At 46.1% G+C, this 19,039-nt stretch carries 20 protein-coding genes; 9 read left to right on the forward strand and 11 right to left on the reverse strand.

Annotated features, from left to right (window positions below; genetic code table 11):
* Positions 1-18: 18 nt before the first annotated feature.
* From ushA to SHEWMR4_RS11910, 3 genes are all read right to left on the reverse strand, one after another.
* Entirely contained in the window at positions 19-1,740 is a 1,722-nt protein-coding gene (ushA, locus tag SHEWMR4_RS11900; protein WP_011623025.1) for a bifunctional UDP-sugar hydrolase/5'-nucleotidase UshA, read from the reverse strand.
* Between the two features lie 364 nt (positions 1,741-2,104).
* Positions 2,105-2,770, reverse strand: coding sequence for an alpha/beta hydrolase (locus tag SHEWMR4_RS11905; RefSeq protein ID WP_011623026.1), 666 nt, complete (start codon positions 2,768-2,770; stop codon positions 2,105-2,107).
* 52 nt (positions 2,771-2,822) lie between these two features.
* Positions 2,823-3,050 (reverse strand): DUF3389 domain-containing protein, encoded by a 228-nt coding sequence (locus SHEWMR4_RS11910; protein ID WP_011623027.1) that lies wholly within the window; start codon positions 3,048-3,050, stop codon positions 2,823-2,825.
* 386 nt (positions 3,051-3,436) lie between these two features.
* Between SHEWMR4_RS11910 and SHEWMR4_RS11915 the strand changes: the two genes are divergently transcribed.
* Complete coding sequence (locus SHEWMR4_RS11915) at positions 3,437-5,365, forward strand: M1 family metallopeptidase (RefSeq protein WP_011623028.1); 1,929 nt, start codon at positions 3,437-3,439, stop codon at positions 5,363-5,365.
* A 288-nt stretch (positions 5,366-5,653) separates the two neighbouring features.
* Here SHEWMR4_RS11915 and SHEWMR4_RS11920 read toward each other — a convergent pair whose 3' ends face one another.
* Positions 5,654-6,142: an FKBP-type peptidyl-prolyl cis-trans isomerase gene (locus SHEWMR4_RS11920; protein WP_011623029.1), complete on the reverse strand. Its 489-nt coding sequence runs from the start codon at positions 6,140-6,142 to the stop codon at positions 5,654-5,656.
* A gap of 208 nt (positions 6,143-6,350) precedes the next feature.
* Positions 6,351-7,625 (reverse strand): lytic murein transglycosylase, encoded by a 1,275-nt coding sequence (locus tag SHEWMR4_RS11925; RefSeq protein ID WP_011623030.1) that lies wholly within the window; start codon positions 7,623-7,625, stop codon positions 6,351-6,353.
* A 424-nt stretch (positions 7,626-8,049) separates the two neighbouring features.
* Between SHEWMR4_RS11925 and SHEWMR4_RS11930 the strand changes: the two genes are divergently transcribed.
* Complete coding sequence (locus SHEWMR4_RS11930; RefSeq protein WP_011623031.1) at positions 8,050-8,409, forward strand: DUF2750 domain-containing protein; 360 nt, start codon at positions 8,050-8,052, stop codon at positions 8,407-8,409.
* Between the two features lie 57 nt (positions 8,410-8,466).
* Positions 8,467-9,108: a hypothetical protein gene (locus SHEWMR4_RS11935; RefSeq protein ID WP_011623032.1), complete on the forward strand. Its 642-nt coding sequence runs from the start codon at positions 8,467-8,469 to the stop codon at positions 9,106-9,108.
* A gap of 102 nt (positions 9,109-9,210) precedes the next feature.
* On the opposite strand, the gene SHEWMR4_RS11940 is transcribed toward SHEWMR4_RS11935, so the two are convergent.
* Both SHEWMR4_RS11940 and SHEWMR4_RS11945 read right to left on the reverse strand, forming a co-directional pair.
* Positions 9,211-10,155, reverse strand: coding sequence for a chemotaxis protein CheV (locus SHEWMR4_RS11940; protein WP_011623033.1), 945 nt, complete (start codon positions 10,153-10,155; stop codon positions 9,211-9,213).
* 201 nt (positions 10,156-10,356) lie between these two features.
* On the reverse strand, positions 10,357-10,971 hold the full coding sequence (locus SHEWMR4_RS11945; protein ID WP_011623034.1) for a class I SAM-dependent methyltransferase: 615 nt from the start codon (positions 10,969-10,971) through the stop codon (positions 10,357-10,359).
* Positions 10,972-11,067: 96 nt separating this feature from the next.
* Between SHEWMR4_RS11945 and SHEWMR4_RS11950 the strand changes: the two genes are divergently transcribed.
* The 5 genes from SHEWMR4_RS11950 (at position 11,068) to SHEWMR4_RS11970 (ending at position 14,331) form a co-directional block, all read left to right on the forward strand.
* Positions 11,068-11,619: an LON peptidase substrate-binding domain-containing protein gene (locus SHEWMR4_RS11950; protein ID WP_011623035.1), complete on the forward strand. Its 552-nt coding sequence runs from the start codon at positions 11,068-11,070 to the stop codon at positions 11,617-11,619.
* Positions 11,620-11,740: 121 nt separating this feature from the next.
* Positions 11,741-12,409 (forward strand): sigma-70 family RNA polymerase sigma factor, encoded by a 669-nt coding sequence (locus SHEWMR4_RS11955; RefSeq protein ID WP_011623036.1) that lies wholly within the window; start codon positions 11,741-11,743, stop codon positions 12,407-12,409.
* Entirely contained in the window at positions 12,402-13,097 is a 696-nt protein-coding gene (locus tag SHEWMR4_RS11960; protein ID WP_011623037.1) for a ChrR family anti-sigma-E factor, read from the forward strand. Before SHEWMR4_RS11955 ends, SHEWMR4_RS11960 begins: the two co-directional genes overlap by 8 nt.
* A 524-nt stretch (positions 13,098-13,621) precedes the next feature.
* Positions 13,622-13,795, forward strand: a complete 174-nt coding sequence (locus SHEWMR4_RS11965) for a hypothetical protein (protein WP_011072074.1) — start codon at positions 13,622-13,624, stop codon at positions 13,793-13,795.
* Positions 13,796-14,070: 275 nt separating this feature from the next.
* Positions 14,071-14,331, forward strand: coding sequence for a hypothetical protein (locus tag SHEWMR4_RS11970; RefSeq protein ID WP_011623039.1), 261 nt, complete (start codon positions 14,071-14,073; stop codon positions 14,329-14,331).
* Between the two features lie 3 nt (positions 14,332-14,334).
* Here SHEWMR4_RS11970 and SHEWMR4_RS11975 read toward each other — a convergent pair whose 3' ends face one another.
* A complete protein-coding gene (locus SHEWMR4_RS11975; RefSeq protein ID WP_041409077.1) occupies positions 14,335-15,282 on the reverse strand; it encodes a 1-aminocyclopropane-1-carboxylate deaminase/D-cysteine desulfhydrase in 948 nt (315 codons plus the stop codon).
* Between the two features lie 285 nt (positions 15,283-15,567).
* On the opposite strand from SHEWMR4_RS11975, the gene SHEWMR4_RS11980 reads away from it, so the two are divergent.
* A complete protein-coding gene (locus SHEWMR4_RS11980; protein ID WP_011623041.1) occupies positions 15,568-15,975 on the forward strand; it encodes a YccF domain-containing protein in 408 nt (135 codons plus the stop codon).
* Positions 15,976-16,063: 88 nt separating this feature from the next.
* Here SHEWMR4_RS11980 and SHEWMR4_RS11985 read toward each other — a convergent pair whose 3' ends face one another.
* The 3 genes from SHEWMR4_RS11985 to SHEWMR4_RS11995 form a co-directional block, all read right to left on the reverse strand.
* Entirely contained in the window at positions 16,064-16,900 is an 837-nt protein-coding gene (locus SHEWMR4_RS11985; protein WP_011623042.1) for an alpha/beta fold hydrolase, read from the reverse strand.
* Positions 16,900-17,940: a M14 family metallopeptidase gene (locus tag SHEWMR4_RS11990; protein WP_011623043.1), complete on the reverse strand. Its 1,041-nt coding sequence runs from the start codon at positions 17,938-17,940 to the stop codon at positions 16,900-16,902. Before SHEWMR4_RS11990 ends, SHEWMR4_RS11985 begins: the two co-directional genes overlap by 1 nt.
* Positions 17,941-18,045: 105 nt before the next feature.
* A complete protein-coding gene (locus SHEWMR4_RS11995; protein ID WP_011623044.1) occupies positions 18,046-18,798 on the reverse strand; it encodes a substrate-binding periplasmic protein in 753 nt (250 codons plus the stop codon).
* Between the last annotated feature and the right edge of the window lie 241 nt (positions 18,799-19,039).

The raw sequence follows: 19,039 nt of genomic DNA on the forward strand, positions 1-19,039 counted from the left end.
AAACATATATCTTAAAGATTACAGCTTACAGCCTTCAACACTGTTTGAGTTTTCGTAAACAATGTCGCCCACTGGGTTGTAGTCTGCAGCAACGATAGCTTGTTTCTCTTTCAGGAATGAATAGAGTAAGTCCGCATCCACATAACCCGTTTGGATTGGGCTAGCCAGTTTTGGATAACCGTCACCACCTGCAGCGTTAAAGCTAGGAACGGTGAACTTATAGTTTGCGGTTGCGCTGAACTCTTTGCCGTTGATTTCGCTGATATTAGCCGTCTTGGCCACACAGTCGATGGTCATTTTCACGCCAGTGATCTGCGCATAACCACCCGAACCGATTTGGATACTGCCCACAGCGCCTAAGTAAGCCGCGACTTCAGTACCTGTCATTTCGTTCAGGGTCACCATGTTGCCGAAAGGTTGAACCGTCAGCACGTCACGGTAAGTAATGTCGCCAGCTTGAATAGAAGCGCGCACACCACCTGAGTTCATTACACCAAAGTCAGCAGACACTTTACCGCTTTGCGCCATGGCTAACATGCGGCCTAAGTTGGTTTGCTTGTTACGTACGTTTGCACGTTCACCGTCGAGCAACGCATCGGTAGTCGCAATCACTTCGTCTAACTTAGCTTGGCCTTTCTCTTGGTAGTAAGACAGCAGCTCTTTTAACTCAGCATCTGGCTCAATCTTAGTGCCAGCCAGCTCAGTGGTTTTCTTGCCTGCTTCGTCCAGCTTACGCATGTTCACAGGGATCAGCTTGTAGCTAGCTAAGTGCAGTTCGCCATTGAAGTATTCGAAATCCGCACGGCCAACATACTTACCCCATTCGTGGGCTTGCATGATCCAAGTGCCGTTTTGTTGGTCTGGCGCGCAATCATCACCAGGTTTGAAGTCGGCGTAAGACTTGTTGTCAGTACCCGGTTCCATACACACTGGGTTTTGTGAGTGACCACCGATAACAACTTGTAAGTCGCCTTTATTTAACGCACGCGCCATTGCCACATCGCCTGGGGCGTTGCTACCGTTTTGACCGTCGGCATAGTGACCCATATGAGTCGTTGCGAAGATCACATCAGCCGCTTTGGCGTCTTTAATTTCTTTGATAACTTTCGCCACTTCCACTTTAGGATCGGTGAAAATCAAATCGCTGATAAATTCTGGGTTACCGATTTTTGCAGTGTCTTCGGTGGTTAAACCAATCACAGCCACTTTAAGACCGTTAATATCGAACACTTTGTAAGGCTCGAAATAACGTTCACCTTGACCACCCTCAGCGTTTTTACGGTAAATGTTTGCCGCCAGCATTGGGAATTCGGCTAAACGACGCTGCATATCTAAAACAGATAATGGGTTATCGAATTCATGGTTACCGACTGCCATTGCGTCGTAACCAATTTTGTTCATACCAGTAAAGTCAGGAATCGCATCTTGTAAATCAGATTCTGGTACGCCAGTGTTAATATCACCGCCAGATAATAATAATGTTTGGCCGCCATTCTTGCTGACTTCAGCGCGAATTTGATCGACTAGGGCTTTACGAGCCGCCATACCATATTCGCCATCACTGTTTTCCCAGAAACGGCCATGGTTATCGTTGGTGTGTAATACGGTAAATGTTTTACAAGCGCTGCCCGCTTCGGCACAGGTTGTTGGTACTTTAGTATTATCATCATCACTATTACAACCTGCTAGCGCAGCAAGCACTGCAGTCGCAATTAATCCTTTAATAAGCTTATTTGTCATTACATCAACCCCTTGATTTTAATTATTTTATCATAGATAGATTGTGCGAGTACCATCGACTCTCGCGCCACGCATAATAACAAAGAATAAAGACGAATTGTGTCATTTTTATTAATAAACGTGACTTTAATGTGGGATCTTTAATGAGTTTTAAGACAGATTTGTTTCAAATAAAAAATAAGCTAAACGACTTATTTTTTATTTAACAATTTAATGGGGAAGGTATTTAAAAAGAAAAGATTTAACGCTTTAATTTAAGCAACTTAGATAGCACTGGCAATATAATGGATTGTTCTCTATATAAAACACCATGCAACCAAAATTTAATTTACCGCATGGTGTTTTTATCGGCATTTAGATTTTTCTACATTTCAAAACACTGTTGTAACCAAGTGCTTATTGCTTTCAATTGTACCGGGATAACCGAATGCAGCATCGGGTAGGTTTGCCATTGCACCGAATATCCTCCGGCCATTAACGCATCTTTCGCTAATAAACCTGCGGATAGTGGCACTACATCATCCTGTTCACCGTGCTGATGTAAAATAGGCGTTTTCGCATTGGCTGCACTTAATTGGCTGGGTAATACATCACCCGTCGGTAAATAACAGGAGAGTGCCATAATGCCAGCGAGTTTTTGAGGATAACGTAATCCTGTAAATAAGCTCATCACCCCGCCTTGGCTAAATCCGGCTAAGACGATGCGCTCACTGGGGATCCCCGCGGCGATTTGTTCGTCAATCAAGGCCTGTACACTCAGCTCCGAGGCCATCACGCCCTGCATATCGGCTCTATCGTGCAAATCCATGCTTTTAATGTCATACCAAGCGCGCATAATGTAACCGCCGTTGATGGTCACCGCTTGCTCTGGCGCATGGGGGAAGATAAAGCGAATGCTGTGTCCCGCTGGCAAGCCTAATGCTGGAACCACAGGTGCAAACCCTGCGCCCGAGTCCCCTAAACCGTGTAACCAAATCACCGCAGCCGTCGCCTCAACTTGAGGCTCAATCACAATACGTTCAAGTGTCATACTGACAAATCCTTTATAAATCAAAAGTTATTATGCTCGCCCTGCGAGCGCTTTACAGATAATCAATACCAAGGAGAGCTTGCAATGCATCGAGCTGGTTGGTGTTATCTAATTTAATGCTCCAACGCACGCCGCCGCCATTGGCGATGATCATCGGCGGCTCCTGCCTAAGGCTGATGTCTTCGGCCGCGGCTTGAAGCACCACATTGGCCATGTTCAGCCGGATCTGCACTTCAAATTCAGTGGCAATCAACTTACCCTGAGAAAATTCCACTAGCATAGCAATTCCGCTCTCGTGATGAACCACTCTTAAAACGCGCCATAATAGCAAAGTTATATCGCTAAGGATGAACTTTTAAACTCGCATTACCGCTGATGACAGACACACCATAGGTTGAAAAAGCTTAGATTTACACATCGACAGCAAATCTACATCGCTCGGTATTGAATTCGCTTACCTCAAGTCCTGCGCACTCGGCATAGGCTGTTAACCCTGCGTTTTAGCAAGGCAATTCGAGAGTCTAGATAAAGTTTAATTACATTTTAGTGTCAGCTAAATTGCCCCAAACCAAAGCAGTTCGAGTAAAATCCCGCATCAGCGATGATAAGCCGCTCGAGGCTAGCGCGTTTTACACCATAACAAGAATCACAACACTGGGTGGTTATATGTTTTTATCCCGTCGTACCCTCATTAGCAGCGCACTCGTGATGCTGCTGCCATTAGTACAGTATGCCAATGCGGCCAATACCTTACCGAATACCAGCCTGGCAAGTGTCGCCGCCAGCCAAATGCACTCTGTCACCGATGAGCTGACCTTTGCCAATTACCAGCAAGTGAGCATTCATCACATCGCATTGGCATTAAAGGTAGATTTTGCGCAGCAGCAACTCGCGGGGGATGCGATTCTCGAGCTGGATTGGCATCAGGCCGGAAAAGTACTAGTGCTCGATACCCGTGACCTTACGATTAACAGTGTCAGCATGTTAGATGCAAACGGCCAATGGCAATCCGTGCCTTTTAGTTTAGGTGCGGCCGATAAGGTCAAAGGTGCAGCGCTCACCATCAATCTGCCTCACGAGCGAGTCGCCAAAGTCAAAGTTAATTATCATACATCCAAGAATCCATCAGGCATTCAATGGCTTACCCCAGAGCAAACCCAAGGTAAGCAATGGCCATTTATGTTTAGTCAAAGCCAAGCCATCCATGCCAGAAGCTGGATCCCACTGCAAGATACGCCCGCTGTGCGCCAAACCTACAGCGCCACCGTTACAGCCAAGCAAGGCATTAGCGTCGTCATGAGTGCCGACCGAGAGAGCGTGTCTGCGACGCAAACCCAATTCACTATGCCGCAGGCGATTCCTGCTTACTTGATTGCCATTGCCGCGGGACACCTGCAATTTGCCGCCTTAGACGACACCTCAGGCATTTGGGCCGAGCCCGAAATGCTTGCCAAGGCCAGCAAAGAATTTGCCGATACGCCGGAGATGATTGCCATCGCCGCCAAACGCTACGGCGATTACCGTTGGGGTCGATACGATTTACTGATCCTTCCGCCGAGTTTTCCCTTCGGCGGGATGGAAAATCCGCGATTATCCTTTATTACCCCCACAGTCATCGCGGGAGATAAAAGCTTAGTGAGTTTAATCGCCCACGAGCTGGCCCATTCTTGGTCGGGCAATTTAGTCACTAACGCCACCTGGCGCGATCTCTGGCTTAACGAAGGTTTTACCACTTATGTGGAAAACCGCATTATGGAAGATCTCTATGGCCGCGACCGCGCCCTGATGGAGCAAACCATTGGTTACTCTGAGCTATTGGTCGAATTAGCCGAGTTGCCCGCCGGCGATTCTGTACTGCATATTGACTTAGGCGAGCGCGATCCCGACGATGCCTTTAGCGGCGTCCCCTATGTGAAAGGACAATTATTTTTGCGCTTCCTCGAGCAAAAATTTGGCCGTGAGCGGTTCGACACCTTCGTGAAATGCTACTTCGATCACTTTGCGTTTCAAAGCATTACCACGGAGCAGTTCCGCAATTACCTCACGCAGCAGTTATTACAGAAATATCCCAATATCGTCAGCGAGTCCGAAGTGGATACTTGGGTGGAGGGACAAGGTTTACCCAGCTTTTTAGTGCCACCCAACTCACACGCCTTCGATGATATCGATGCCCAGCGCCAAGCGTGGTTAGAAGGCAAACGTGCCGCCAGCGCTCTGAACACTCAGGGCTGGACAGTGCATCAATGGCTACGCTTTATTAATGAAATGCCGAGGCTAAATCTCACTGAGCAGCAATTAGCCGAGTTAGATAAGGCCTTTCATTTTACTGGCACGCACAATAATGAAATCGCCTTTGCTTGGTATGCCCTCGCCCTCGATAACGGTTACTACAGTGTCTTACCGGCACTGAAACAACATTTAACCGATATTGGCCGCCGCAGGCTGATTGTGCCTTTGTATCAAAAACTGGCGAGCAGCGAGCACTATGACTGGGCAAAAACCGTTTACCTGGCGGCCCGCAGTGGTTACCACCCACAGACCCAAGCGAGTCTCGATATGATGTTTAGTGATAAACCGATGGAGCATGTTCATTAAGCGGTGTGCATGTTTGGGATTGGGCGCAGAAAGCCTGTGCTCAAGCCTCGCCATGAAAAGTGGGCATAAGTTTAGCGGTGAATCCTATACACAAAAGCCACGACCTTGATTGAGAGATTTTGATTACGAAACTGTGGTTGCGAGACTTTGATTACAAACATGGATTGCAAACCAAAGTATTAGCGCACAAAAAAGCCCAAACCTAGGTTTGGGCTTTTGTTTACTTATCTGGTCATTACTCCCGAGCACCCCTGCTGTAGCAGAATATTGATGGGAGAACCACACAGATTAGTGGTGGTGACCGCCTACACCGTGGGCATGACCGTGGGCGATTTCTTCATCGGTCGCATCACGGGCGCCAACCACTTCGATATCGAAGGTTAAGTCACGGCCCGCTAATGGATGGTTAACATCCACAGTTGCCATAAACTTACCCACTTTGACGATAGTCACTTGACGTTGACCCTGATCAGTGTGAACCACAGCCGTCATGCCTGGTTTCCACACGCTAGCGCCTAACAGGTGCTTCACAGACACACGTTGCTGCGCCGCTTCACCTTCGATACGTTGACCATAGGTTTCAGTGCATGGCAGAGTAACAGTGAACTTTTCACCAATCGCTTTACCATTAATTGCATTCTCAACACCTGGCATCATGTTGTCATGGCCGTGTAAGTAAGCAATCGGCTCGCGACCTTCGTTCGTCTCGATCACTTCGCCTTTTTCGTCGCGCAGAGTGTAGTTAAACTGCACAACCATATCGTCTTTAATGCTCATCGAATATCCTTTGATTTGCTTCGATTTCAAATGTCGGCCGAGCTTAACAAAACTGGCCTTTGCACTCCACTGTTTTATCCCTGCGATACACCACCAAAGCTTAAGCGGCTGCGGATCAGCAAGCACAGCGTCTAAAGTGGCATGAGTTGAGTAAACCACAGGCCACTTGCGGCAACATTCGCAGGCAGTACGACACTACGTAAAGACTTTAGAGTGAAATCCCCAATGCGCTAAAGACTTCAGGGCTTGGGAAACCGTCGGCAATCATATTCTTACTGCGCTGGAATGCTTGGATCCCCGCCGAAGAGTTACGCCCAAGTACGCCATCGGGTTTACCGACATCGAAGCCTGATTCATTCAGCTTGGTTTGTAACTGTTTGATTTGCTCACGACTCAAACGTGGCTGCTCGGGCGGTGCCACTTTTAATGGTTCGCCACCATTAATTCTATCGGCCAAATGACCAACGGTAATGGCGTAAAACTCAGAGCGGTTCCAACGCATGATCACATTGAAATTTTCATAGCCTAAAAACGCGGGACCAGTATGACCCGAGGGCAAATACAGCGCCGCCTTCATATCGATAGCGGGTAAAGGCTGACCATTACTTTGCACTAAGGATTGCGCCGCCCATTGGGATAGCGGCTGCGCCTGTTTAGCGCCAAGGTTTTCATAGCTGAAATTGCGCGGCAATATCACTTCACGCCCCCAACGCTCATTGCGTTGCCAGCCTAAGTGCTGCAAAAAGTTCGCCGCCGAGGTGAGTGCATCTTCGGTGCTATTCCACAAATCGGCCTTACCGTCGCCATCCCCATCGATGGCATATTTTGCATAGGCCGAGGGCATAAACTGGGTGTGCCCCATGGCGCCGGCCCAAGAGCCCACCATAGTGCTCTTATCAAAGCCGTATTTTTCTTTTAACTTAAGCGCTTGCATTAGCTCAGTCGTAAAATAGCCACTGCGACGCGGCTCACAGGCCAAGGTAGCAAGAGAATCTAACACGGACATTTTGCCTTTGTAGGAACCGTAGTTAGTCTCAAGTCCCCAGAAAGACAGAATATATTGTGGTGGCACACCGTATTCCTGCGCCAATTTATCGAGCAGCGCGCGGTGTTTTTTCAGTAAACGGCGGCCTTCATTCACCCGCCAATCGGTCGCCCGCTTGGTAAAATAATTATTGAAGGTTTGGCTAAACTCGGGCTGAGCTTGGTCAAGCTCAATCACTTTAGGCACAAACTGCAAACTAGCGACTGTGTCCTTGATGGTGGCTTCAGATAAGCCTTCACTACGTGCGCGCTCCTGTAGGTTAGCCACACAGGTAGGAAATGCCTCAGCATGGGCGGCAATGGTGTCACTAAGCTGCATTTCTTGCACGGCGGCTTGCGTCTCGGCGATCGCGGTTTGACTATTACCGCTCGAGGTTGGCGCGCTCGAACACGCACTTAAGCTCACACACGCGGCGATACTGGCGGCAAGATAGGACATTCCTTTCAGTTTGATCAAATCAATTACTCCTACAGTCAGCGCTAAGAGTTTATCTTAGCTGAGCGAGGCAAGAGGTGGATAACCCCGAGCCAAGAGAGATACGATATTTAGCCATAAACAGGTTGCCGCTATGTTGATGGGACAACAAACAGGGCAACGGCCAAACACCCACGAAACTATTTTCTCCCCCAGAAAATCGAGCCAGATACTCACCAATAATCAGTAAACATTATCGGTGCCTCTGCTCGGCACATCCTGACCCATAGCGCCCGCTAACACAATGCTTATCACCACAAATCGCCAGATAAATTCACTTATTGCTCAGTTAACCAACAGCGAAAAAATCTTAGCAAAGAATCCCTTGGACTATCTATCCGTTGCCGTATAATGGACAAGTTAACAGCATACTTCAAAGAGACCTATCATGACTGAAATCAACGCGGCGTTGGCTGGCTTTATCGAAAACGTAAAAGAACATCAAACACTCTGGGGTTTGATGGATGAAACTGGCGAAGGCTGGGTCGTTTGTGACTCGGGCGAGTTCGAAGACACTGATGTCATGCCTTTATGGTCGAGTGAAGCACAGGCGAAATCTCACTGCACCGAAGAATGGAAAGATTACCAAGCGGTGGCCATTAGCCTCGAAGAATTCCTTGAGTACTGGGTATCGGATCTCAACGATGATGGTGTGTTGATTGGTGTCGATTGGCAAACCGATGAAGACTGCTTAGAGTTAGATCCTATCGTTCTGGCGAAAGATCTCGTTGATGTTGAAGAAGTTTAATTCCATCAACCAAAACAGCATGTTTAAGGCATCAAGGGCTGAGGTATTTAGCTCTTGATGTCTGCTTTCCCTTGTATCGACATTCCCTTCGATAAACGTCACCTCTGTTGGTTTTGCGGCGAGCCCTGCAAAGACCGATTGGATTATCAAGCCGAGTCACACGCGCCCCACCCAGCATTGGCCGTCCCTTGCTGCGCCGAATGCTTAAAACTGGCCCAAAAACACACCTTAACTTCGATTTGGGACTGCCGTGTGGCGGTTAAAGATGCCCTAATGAGCATTTATGCCAAGCACTTAGCCATTGGGATTAATTGGACGGAGGAAGAACTAGCCGAGTCTGAGTTCTCCTGCAAAGTGTTTGAAGGTTTTAAAAAAAGCGCTTGGATGATGTATCAAATTGCCCGCGACAGGATTAACTTTCCGGGCTGGCCGATACAACTTGAAGGGGTCGAACTCGAATGCCAGTTAGACAGTACCCGCTTTGAGTTTGATGGGGTAACTTACACTTCGTTGCCCGCGGCAATTCACTATTACAGTCAACAATTTTGCTTAGATCCGCTGTTTTTTGCCGAGCTGATAAGGTTAGTCGGTCGGCAGAGATTTAACTATGCCCTTAGGCTTGCCCGGATCCATATCGCGGCCACCAAAGAAATGAAGCGGCAGGTCCTAGCCGATGTCAAAGCTGAAGTGACTGAATAGCGTAAATCGCAGGTGCAAAGCTTAAAAAAAACCAAGCCGCCAATAGCGTTATGTTGCTAAGGCAGCCAATCTGCTTCGATGGTGTTATTTAGCTAAGTAGCATTATTGATTGAGGACTTGCTTCAATCTGTCCTGTACCACTTCCACCAGCAAATCCGGCTGGAACTTCGAAATAAACCGGTCGCAACCGACCTTCTCCACCATGGCATGGTTAAAACTACCACTGAGTGAAGTATTTAAGGTGATAAATAAGTCTGCCATGGCCTTATCGTTACGCACTTCGTAGGTCAGCTTGTAGCCGTCCATCTCAGGCATTTCGGCATCGGTTATCATCATCAAAAGCTCCTTGGCGACATTCTTGCCTTCATCGCGCCATTTTTGCAGTAAATGCAATGCCTGCAAGCCATCGGAGGCTTCGATAATTTCAATCCCGAGTTGGCCTAAGGTCTCACGCACTTGACGCCTTGCTGTTGAAGAGTCATCGACAATCAAGACCTTCTTACCGGGCATCTTGTCTAACAGGCTCTCATCCAATACCCCTTCGGAGAGACGAATATCATAATGGACGATTTCTGCTAATACTTTCTCGACATCGATGATAGACACCAGTTGCGACTGACCTTGGTATTCGATTCGGGTGATGGCCGTGAGGTAATTATTTCGCCCAGCCGTTTTAGGCGGCGGCATAATATCGCTCCAGGTCATATTGATAATGTGCTCGACCTTACCGACTAAGAAACCCTGCACACTGCGGTTATATTCGGTGATGATCATATTGGCATCATCTCCCGGAGGCACAGGCTTAAAACCGATAGCCGAACGCAAATCAATCACGGGAATCGACATGCCGCGAATATTCGCCACTCCAAAAATATGGGGATGACTGCCAGGCATGGAATTTAATGGCGGTAACTTGACGACTTCTTTGACTTTAAAGACGTTAATCGCAAATAACTGGGTAGAGTTAATTCGAAACAGCAGTAGTTCGAGCCGATTTTCACCGACGAGTTTGGTTCGTTGATCTACGGTTGCAAGCACGTTTGCCATAATGCGACTTCTCTACTTTGGAGGAACAGCTTTCCTCACCAGTGACGGATTAAGCTAAATTATAGCGGTAAACTCACCATGAGAACCATGCGATAAGTCGATTTTATCTAAAAATTACAATCACTCGGCAATCCTTTATCCTTCGCAATCACCCCAATAAATAAATGATTCGCTTACGGCTATCGCCGCAATTTATCCCCTTTATGCCATGCGTTTTTGGGCCAGCACCATGCCCGAAAGGTTGAGAAGATTTCTCTCGCAGCGGATCTCAAATCCCCCTTGGCGCAGTCCAGTTAACCATTCTTGATGGTTAAATCGATTCTGTTGTGGATGCTCAAACAACCGTCGACTCAAGGGATTGCAAATGGCGGCGTGGTATAAATCCTCTATAACAAAGTAGCCGTTGGGTTTTAGCACCCTTGCCACCTCGGCAACCGCCGCTTGCCAATCGGGAATATGGTGAAACACGGCGAAATTGAACACCACATCAAACTGGGCATTTGCAAAAGGCAATGCAGTAGCATCGGCAACACTGAATGCCAATTGGCTTAACCCATGGGGTGAATCATCCCAGCGCGCTTTAGCGGCGGCGACCATCTCAGGATCAAGATCAACGGCCGTCACTTGCTCGGCCCCAAAATGATCGCGGATCAGCTGAACTCCGTTACCAAAACCACAACCAATTTCGAGAGCGTGACGTAGATAAGGAAGGGGGTTGGGCATCATAGAAGTCAGTAATGGCGCTTCAACATGGTTTTGCAACCAAAAACGCAGCGGATGCTGGACTAACTTTTTCTCGAATGGATTTAACTTCATCTCATCCCCTTAAATGAATCGGTTATTGCTTGGTACACTGATCAAATTCTGTATATGGTACGTAATGATATAGACATAAGTTCACTTGAGGCCACTATGAAATTACCTCTTTTTCCTTTGCCAATCTGTTTATTACCAGAGGGATATACTCAGTTGCGCATTTTTGAACCTAGGTATAAACGCTTAGTCGCTGAATCCCTAAAATCAGGCGACGGCTTTGGGTTGTGCATGACATCGGAAGATGGCAAAACCATTTATCCCATCGGCACACTCGTGCATATCATCGATTTTGAAACCTTACCCGATGGTATGCTCGGAATTAGCATTCAAGGAAACCAACGCTTCACCCTCGGCGATATTGCAGTCGAGCCAGATGGTTTAAAGCGCGCCGAAGTTAACTTTATCGATAATTGGCCGCCATCGCCTATCCAAGAAAATGAACGTTACTTGAGCAAAATGCTACAAAACATTCTCAAGGAGTACCCGCAGCACCTTCAACATTATCAAGTAGAACAATTTGAGGATATCGCCTGGGTTTGCCAACGCTGGTTAGAAATTCTGCCCGTGCAAGCATCAGAGAAATACACTTGTATCAATGCCTTAGATCATCAACTGACACTGGACTTATTACGCACTGTGATTAAGTAAACCTAAGTGATCCATTATTCAGCACTCTACGTATTACTCCGCATGCTTATCGAACGTCGGCCGTGAGGAAACATCCTTTGCGATGTTCTGACTGGATTGAACCTTAAGAAAGAGCTCAATAATGGAAAATTTTCAATCACATTTAGCGCAAAATCGCTATGATAGGCAGTTATCACCTCCTATCGACATGGCTATGGAAAACGATAGCACTATTTCAACCGCCAATGAGCTAATCACAGATCCCGATCCTTTGGCTCGTGCCATTGCTAAGGTTGCAAATCAAAGGGATAAAGCAGCCTTTGCTGAGCTGTTTAACCACTTTATGCCCAAAATTCGCGCATTCGGTCTGCAAAGATTAAATCAACAGGGTCTTGCTATGGATCTGGTACAAGAAACCATGACCCTAGTTTGGACCAAGGCCCATTTATACAATGCGGACAAAGGGTCGGTGGCGACCTGGGTATTTACCATTATGCGTAATCAGTGTTTCGATATGCTAAGACGGGTACAGCATAATCGAGAGGATGCTTTCGGTGACGATATCTGGCCACTTTGCGATGTTGCCGTTAGCCAAGAGAACAACACCGACCATAAATTGACTGCCAAACTACTCGCACATTTAGATGCCCTGCCCCTACCTCAACGCCAAGTGGTGCAAGGGATCTATATGCAAGAACTCACGCAACAAGAATTAGCCGATGCCTTAAAAGTCCCGATTGGCACGATAAAATCGCGACTCAGATTGGGGTTAGAAAAGCTGAAAAGCTTTTTGGAGACACAACATGATTAAACATCATCCCCATACCGATTTACTGTTAGCCCATGCACAAGGCGAGCTGCCTTTATCCATGTCTATCGCAATCTCGGCCCATTGTGCCCTATGTCATGAGTGCCAATCCCAAGTCAGCCGCTTTACAGAGCAGGCGGCTGAACTCGCCTTTTTAGCGCCGAGCAAAATCACTGAACAAGCTTTAATCAGCGAAACCGATTCAGCACAAGATGACGCTTGGCAGCAAATGATGTCACAGATTATGGCCTTACCCGAATCAACGCCAACTGAAAGCGACTATCCTGCTAAAACTACGGTTTCCCTTAATCATAAACATGTGCGTTATGAGATCCCGAGAGTGTTTCGTCAGCATATCGCCCATCCATGGCAACAAATTGGCAAGGTCAGCCGCATGCGTTTCGATGTGGATGAAAATAATACCCGCGCGAGCCTTTTACATATCGATGCTTTAGGTGAGATCCCGCAGCACACCCATAAAGGATACGAACTGACCTTGTTATTAGCGGGCGAATTTTCGGATCTTCACGGCCAATATGTTCCTGGTGATTTTATTATCTTAGACGGGAAAACCCATCATTCTCCCAAGACCCAAACAGGATGCCTCTGTTACACAGTGTTAGACGCACCGCTGTATTTTACAAAAGGGCTCAGTAAATTATTGAACCCGATTGGAGAACTGATTTATTAAATTGATCATTGCCAAATAAACAAATCGAGCATTTAAGCAACAATTAATACAAAATTTAAACACCGATATTTCCCGCTGAGTAAAAAATAAACTTGCCAGCGGGGGTTTTACTGCTATACTGCGCTGCGTTTTGAGAAGTTTCTTGTCGTTATCCTTTTTACATCGATTTGTACATCCGCCTAAGCAATGGCAAAATCGATCCTCACGAAGAAAGCCTACAACAAGTAAGTCCCACAAAAATAATGAGTTAGTGATTTTCTACATCGACTCAAAAACAGTGAACTAATTAATTCAGCCAATGTCATAGTATTGTCACTTTTCTATGGTCAACTTGGCTAATTGAGATGTTCCATTGACATAATCGCTGATATGCATTAGTTATCAATAAAGCATCTCTTGATTAATCATGGTGGAATGGGTAACCTCAAGACTCATTAGTATCATCTTTCGCAGCTATGCTAAGGATATTTTATCGTTATTACTTGCTCACCTAAGGGTGAATAAAATTAAAAGGAGTGTGGCCTATGTCATACAAAATTAACGGACATGAAATCACAGTGAACTTCCCTGTAGATTCAATTTCAGTCAACAAAACATCAATTGCTTTTACCGATAGACAAGGTAAAAACAGACAAACTTTTTCAAAACGTACCGAAGCCTTAAACTTTATGAAATGGCTTTTGTCGTCAAATAAATAAGTTTGATTTAGTATTCATTGAATACAAATAACGGCATGTTGGTTTATTCGGTTCTCATTTTCCTCGCCATACCGAAATCGACTCGCCTTTATTGATAGCCTAATATCACGATCCGCTATCCCTTCACGTCGATATGACGAACTCGTTTGGTTCAGCCAGTATCTAACTCACACAGATACATGCTGAGCCAAATGTGTATTCCTAATCTAGATCAAATTAATCTGTATATGCCTCTGCTAATATAGTCACTCACTTCGTTTGTGAATATATTTTCTATGTCAAAACCCGATACCAAAACGGCGATGCAAGCCTTGATAACCCATATCCAACAGCTGATCCCACTCAATTTAGATGAAGCACAAATGTGCCAAGGTGAGTGTTTAGGCTGCTCTAAAAAAATGCTCGAAATGCTCGATACCGAAATAAGTTACTGGCAATATTCAGCCGATACTCCGGGATTAAAAGATCTCAAACATCTTGAAAAGATAGCCACTCGCACCCACAAAATTTTAAAACGCAATCACCTGATTGAGTAATCGTTATCGTTCAGCAGCCTCTCCAAATTTTCGCCGATATCTCGGTAACATAGTTTCATTACCTAATAATCCGCCCTGATGAATGTAAAGAATGGGAGAAATTTTATCACGCCGTAAATAATCCTCTAACACAATAAAACCTAAGGGGTCGTAGAGTAGTTCAAATTGCACGCCGCTGGCACTGAGCCGCTGCCACATGGCATAAAACTCAGGATAGAGTTTCCCGAAATGGTATTTCTTCCCCACATTCAAAATCTGTGGATGTTCAGCAGAGTTGGGATTTAACTCATAAAACTGCTGCGTTAAATACTCATCGCCGCCGACAACGGCGCAGGTAAGCACTCGAATATTCAATTGCTGACGCACAAAATACTGATTTAAAAATAATGCAGTGGTGCCTGTACCTGCCGGTAAAAACACTTTTAGATCTATCATCCCCCGTTGCATTGCCCAAGTTTCAATATCAGCCGCTAATTGACTAACACCATATTCTGCATACAGGCAGCGTCCGCCTTCAGGAATAAACAAAGCGTTAGGCTCAGCCGGCAAGACATGCTGCTCAATATAGTCATGGCAAGTCCAGTTAAACTCTTGCTGCAGTGAGGGGGTTGCTGTAATAAGACTTGATAAATCAATGATGCGCGTACCGTTAGCTATGGCCGCAGCATAGTTTCCCGTAGGCAACGTGAGCACATGGCTGGCAATATGATCCACATAAAAATCGCACTGCCAGCCTTTCAGTTTTGCGAGTGCCGAAAGGGAATAAAGCGAGTTGGCCTGCGCAGAGCCATGGCCAATCACCTTAGTGACACTGGCAAACTCATGATCTAGAAAATAGGCAAACTTGCGCGCCTTATTACCACTAAAAGCGGGATGCAATAAATCATCTCTCTTGAGAAAGATCTCGCGTCCAGCGAAGGAAAAAGACTCTATAGGACTTTGAGCGAGCAGACTGTTTGCAAACTGGCTATTGGTTAGCATGGATACTCTCTAATGAAAACAAGCTGTTTAGTGTAACGCGAGCTTGCCTAAATCGTCCGTAATTATTAAGCGTTTTCGCGAAAATCTAGCATTTTTTACCACGTCATACAGTCGCCAAGATAAATATTACACTGATAAATAAGGAAAAATATTTTGGCACAATTCTCGCTTACTCCATTTAAGTATCAATTAATGATCCTGTGTGTTGGCTCAGAGATTCCCAACACAATTTTGAGAAACGTTAAGGAGTGTTCAATGTCGTTATTACGGTTAATTTTCAATATTGCTTGGTTTGTCCTTGGCGGATTTGTGATGGGTCTTGCCTGGTGGCTTGCGGGAATTTTGTGTTTTATCAGTATTATCGGTATTCCCTTCGGCAGAGCTTGTTTTGTTATTGGTGAATTAACCTTTTGGCCCTTTGGGCAGGAGCAAATGAATCGCCGCCATTTAACCGGACGTGAGGATTTAGGCACTGGCGCCTTCGGTATGGTCGGCAATATTATTTGGTTCTTGCTGTTTGGGATTTGGTTGACCATAGGTCATTTGGCCCATGCCCTCGCCTGCTTTGTGACGATTATTGGTATCCCCTTCGGGATCCAACATATCAAGCTGGCGCTATTAAGCCTGACACCGATTGGGCAAACCATTGTAGCGAAAGCGTAATAACCATAGTCGCGAAAGCGTAACTGGTGTCACTCAGCACGACTCAGCGTCTTTGGGTAGTGCTAATGAATCGTTTGGAAGTACAGCACTAACCTTGCCTCATGACTAATCTTGTCTCATGAAAGTCCGTTTCCTCATCGAGCAAGTCACCACAATCAGCGAAAGGCTCACTGGCTTCCCCTAGGGGTGGACTGATGATTTCAAAGAGATAATGCGCCAGTTTAGCAGGAGCATCTATAGTGATGTCGTGGCCACAATAGGCTAAGACAACTAAATCAACCTTAAAATGCTGTGCCAGCGCCCTGCTGGTTTGAATATTCACTAACGCATCCCGATCACCCGCTAAAATACTCACGGGCACAGGCAAAAACATAGAACATTCATAGCGAAATGCTGCCCACAATTGCCTGCAACCGTTGATAAACGTCGGGCTCGCCTCTTGCCGATATTGGCTCCAGCGTGCAATCAAGACCCTATCACGTCGATGTCGAAAACTGGTTAAGCGGACAATAGTGGATTCGATAGGATGAAGCTGTCGTCCTCGGCAACGTTTAACCAAGGCACTCAGCGCATTCAATAAGTTAAATCTATGATACCAAGGCGATAAATTAGCGGCGCTGCTATTAAGCACAAACACATGCTTTACCTGCCAAGGGCGTTGCTTGGCCATTTCTATCGCTAACATGCCGCCCATCGATAAACCGAGCAGATAAAAAGCTTGTCCCGCTAGGCTTGCATCCAGTTGCAGCCACACAGAGCTGGCATATTCGGCGATGGTCAAAGGACTGGTTTGACGATTAAGGATCCCATTGCCGGGTAAATCGGGCGTCACGACAGTGCAGCCCCGTTGCCTTAACCTCTGATCAAAGCCATTCCAATGGCGTTGATCCCGCATTAAGCCCCTGAGTAATACCCAAGTCGTCATCACAAGTTCTCCCGATACCAAAATTGCTGTGCACTCAGTGCCAATTGTGTGAGATGTTCAGGCGTCAGTCCTTCTAGTTCTCGTGCGTACGCCGCCTCCATCAAGAACTGCATCAGTACTGTGTGCCGACGTAAAATTCTGTGGTGCCTGTGTGTTTTTTGCGGATTAAAAAAGCCCGCAAAATTGAAGATTTGCCTTGGATTTTTCTTAATCCATGCCCATGACCCCATCTCTAAGGTCAAAGGTAAAAAGGGAATGTTCGCTTGAGGATCCTGGGTATGATGCTGGCGGTACAAGTAATCCCAAATATCGCCGTGGGTGCGATAAAACTGGCTCTGGGGGGCAAGTCGATAATGACCATGGTGGGGATAACTGGCTTCAAACAATTGTTTTAAGTGGAAAATAAAATGAGCGTTTTCAAAGGATGCGCGTGTATGGGCATAGGGAAACCAAATATGATCCGTCAAACCAAAGCCGGAATGCGCATCGAGGGAAATCAGACTAGTGCTTTGTTTGAGCAGTTGTTGCACATAGGCCACCAGCCCCGCAGTTTCAAGCTCCATGCCGCCAAGGCCACGAAACCAAGGCAGCTTAGAGGATAACCGCTGCCCGCCCACCATAAAAGAGACTTTTTCCCGGGACTCTATCGGCGCGTTACGCATCAAGTCGACCTGATTTCCATTACCACGGCTCCCCAGCAACAAACCGACAGGATTCACCACAGGTACAAAGGCTAAGCGAATGTCCGTTAATAACTGTTGTAGGTGTTTGTCCCACGCAAGGCGCTGCAACAGACTGTTAAGTAAGGCCAAAACCACCTGAGAACCAATCCGCTCCACCCCATGCACACCACCAACAAATAACACAGTTGGACAAGGTCTATCGGTCACCCCTAACTCAATGCTGTAGAGTGGGAAATGTTGGTGCCGAAATGGTATATCAGCGAGTACCTGATATTTCAGCTTAAGATAATGAGTATCAATGAGTTGCGATAAGGTATCTAACTCAAAAGGAATGTTTTCGAAGGGAGTGTTCTTCATACCATCCTAGAAAATGAAATGAGCACCGACTCATAGCCTTAGGACAATATTAATAACGAACCACGACAAATTTATGACAACAGATTAAGCGAAAACCGGCGTGATTTAGCGGAGGGAAGCTTCTTCATGAAACAATAATTCCCCCATAATGCTTTCAATATCTAATTGAGCTAAGCCTTGGTCGAAAACATCCCGCCAATGCCGCCCCTCCTCCGTATTGCGAAACGCAACATACAACTGTTTGTTAGCAAGCAGTTGTTTATTCACCTGTAATTTATCCGCCAATGGCTGCAAATGAGGTTGCTTTAACAGGAAATAGAGTACGTTGACATCAATCACTGCGCCATCGATGCGACCAGCTGCCACCTTCTTGATGTTTTGTTCATCGGAGGTCACGGCTTCGACTGGTTGACTCCCTGAAGCAATCATCAGATCCAGCGAATCTGTGTTCACATAGTCTTTTACGACGCCTAAGGTATAGCGATTTAAATCGGTTAAATAGTGCCAACTTATGGGGTGAGATTTTTGCTCAACAAGACCTAATGGACTGATCCCTATTGGTTTTGAAAAAACAAACTTATCTGTTTCAAAATAATATTCAGGAAAATAGCCAATGTAATCAGAACTTGGCATGGCCGCTAACTTAATCGCCCTGCTCCAAGGATAAAAATCTACTAGAAGTTGTTGCTCCATGCGCGCAAAGGCGGCTTGGGCAACAGCAACACTGGCACCTTGTTGTGCCAGTTGCTGACCAGAATAAGGGGGCCACAGTAAAGACGTGAGCTTTAGCGTGTCTGCAAAGACTGTATTAGCCATGCTTAACAGGCAACAGAGCATCAGTGGGTACCAACGATTCATAACACCTCCCTCAAAAACTCATCTGTTTAATGGCTTGAAAAACAAACAATTCATCACTTGATCATCGGTTGAACTCTTTTCAGTATAATCAGCCATGCCTCAAGGTACAGTGAATATTTGTTACATACTTTAGCCGATAGAAATCTAGCTAAGGGAGAAATGATAGGAGTACACTGAGTTAATATTGCCACTGGTTGTACACCATTTGCGGCAGTACTGGTTCATTAGATAAAACCTTTGG

It is taken from the genome of Shewanella sp. MR-4, assembly GCF_000014685.1.
In the GTDB taxonomy this organism is placed as follows: Bacteria; Pseudomonadota; Gammaproteobacteria; order Enterobacterales; family Shewanellaceae; genus Shewanella.

Bases quoted from the DNA above. Each gene is read 5' to 3' on its own strand.
- ushA (WP_011623025.1), bottom strand. From the start codon at position 1,740: ATGACAAATAAGCTTATTAAAGGATTAATTGCGACTGCAGTGCTTGCT.
- SHEWMR4_RS11905 (WP_011623026.1), bottom strand. From the start codon at position 2,770: ATGACACTTGAACGTATTGTGATTGAGCCTCAAGTTGAGGCGACGGCT.
- SHEWMR4_RS11910 (WP_011623027.1), bottom strand. From the start codon at position 3,050: ATGCTAGTGGAATTTTCTCAGGGTAAGTTGATTGCCACTGAATTTGAA.
- SHEWMR4_RS11915 (WP_011623028.1), top strand. From the start codon at position 3,437: ATGTTTTTATCCCGTCGTACCCTCATTAGCAGCGCACTCGTGATGCTG.
- SHEWMR4_RS11920 (WP_011623029.1), bottom strand. From the start codon at position 6,142: ATGAGCATTAAAGACGATATGGTTGTGCAGTTTAACTACACTCTGCGC.
- SHEWMR4_RS11925 (WP_011623030.1), bottom strand. From the start codon at position 7,625: ATGTCCTATCTTGCCGCCAGTATCGCCGCGTGTGTGAGCTTAAGTGCG.
- SHEWMR4_RS11930 (WP_011623031.1), top strand. From the start codon at position 8,050: ATGACTGAAATCAACGCGGCGTTGGCTGGCTTTATCGAAAACGTAAAA.
- SHEWMR4_RS11935 (WP_011623032.1), top strand. From the start codon at position 8,467: ATGTCTGCTTTCCCTTGTATCGACATTCCCTTCGATAAACGTCACCTC.
- SHEWMR4_RS11940 (WP_011623033.1), bottom strand. From the start codon at position 10,155: ATGGCAAACGTGCTTGCAACCGTAGATCAACGAACCAAACTCGTCGGT.
- SHEWMR4_RS11945 (WP_011623034.1), bottom strand. From the start codon at position 10,971: ATGAAGTTAAATCCATTCGAGAAAAAGTTAGTCCAGCATCCGCTGCGT.
- SHEWMR4_RS11950 (WP_011623035.1), top strand. From the start codon at position 11,068: ATGAAATTACCTCTTTTTCCTTTGCCAATCTGTTTATTACCAGAGGGA.
- SHEWMR4_RS11955 (WP_011623036.1), top strand. From the start codon at position 11,741: ATGGAAAATTTTCAATCACATTTAGCGCAAAATCGCTATGATAGGCAG.
- SHEWMR4_RS11960 (WP_011623037.1), top strand. From the start codon at position 12,402: ATGATTAAACATCATCCCCATACCGATTTACTGTTAGCCCATGCACAA.
- SHEWMR4_RS11965 (WP_011072074.1), top strand. From the start codon at position 13,622: ATGTCATACAAAATTAACGGACATGAAATCACAGTGAACTTCCCTGTA.
- SHEWMR4_RS11970 (WP_011623039.1), top strand. From the start codon at position 14,071: ATGTCAAAACCCGATACCAAAACGGCGATGCAAGCCTTGATAACCCAT.
- SHEWMR4_RS11980 (WP_011623041.1), top strand. From the start codon at position 15,568: ATGTCGTTATTACGGTTAATTTTCAATATTGCTTGGTTTGTCCTTGGC.
- SHEWMR4_RS11985 (WP_011623042.1), bottom strand. From the start codon at position 16,900: ATGACGACTTGGGTATTACTCAGGGGCTTAATGCGGGATCAACGCCAT.
- SHEWMR4_RS11990 (WP_011623043.1), bottom strand. From the start codon at position 17,940: ATGAAGAACACTCCCTTCGAAAACATTCCTTTTGAGTTAGATACCTTA.
- SHEWMR4_RS11995 (WP_011623044.1), bottom strand. From the start codon at position 18,798: ATGAATCGTTGGTACCCACTGATGCTCTGTTGCCTGTTAAGCATGGCT.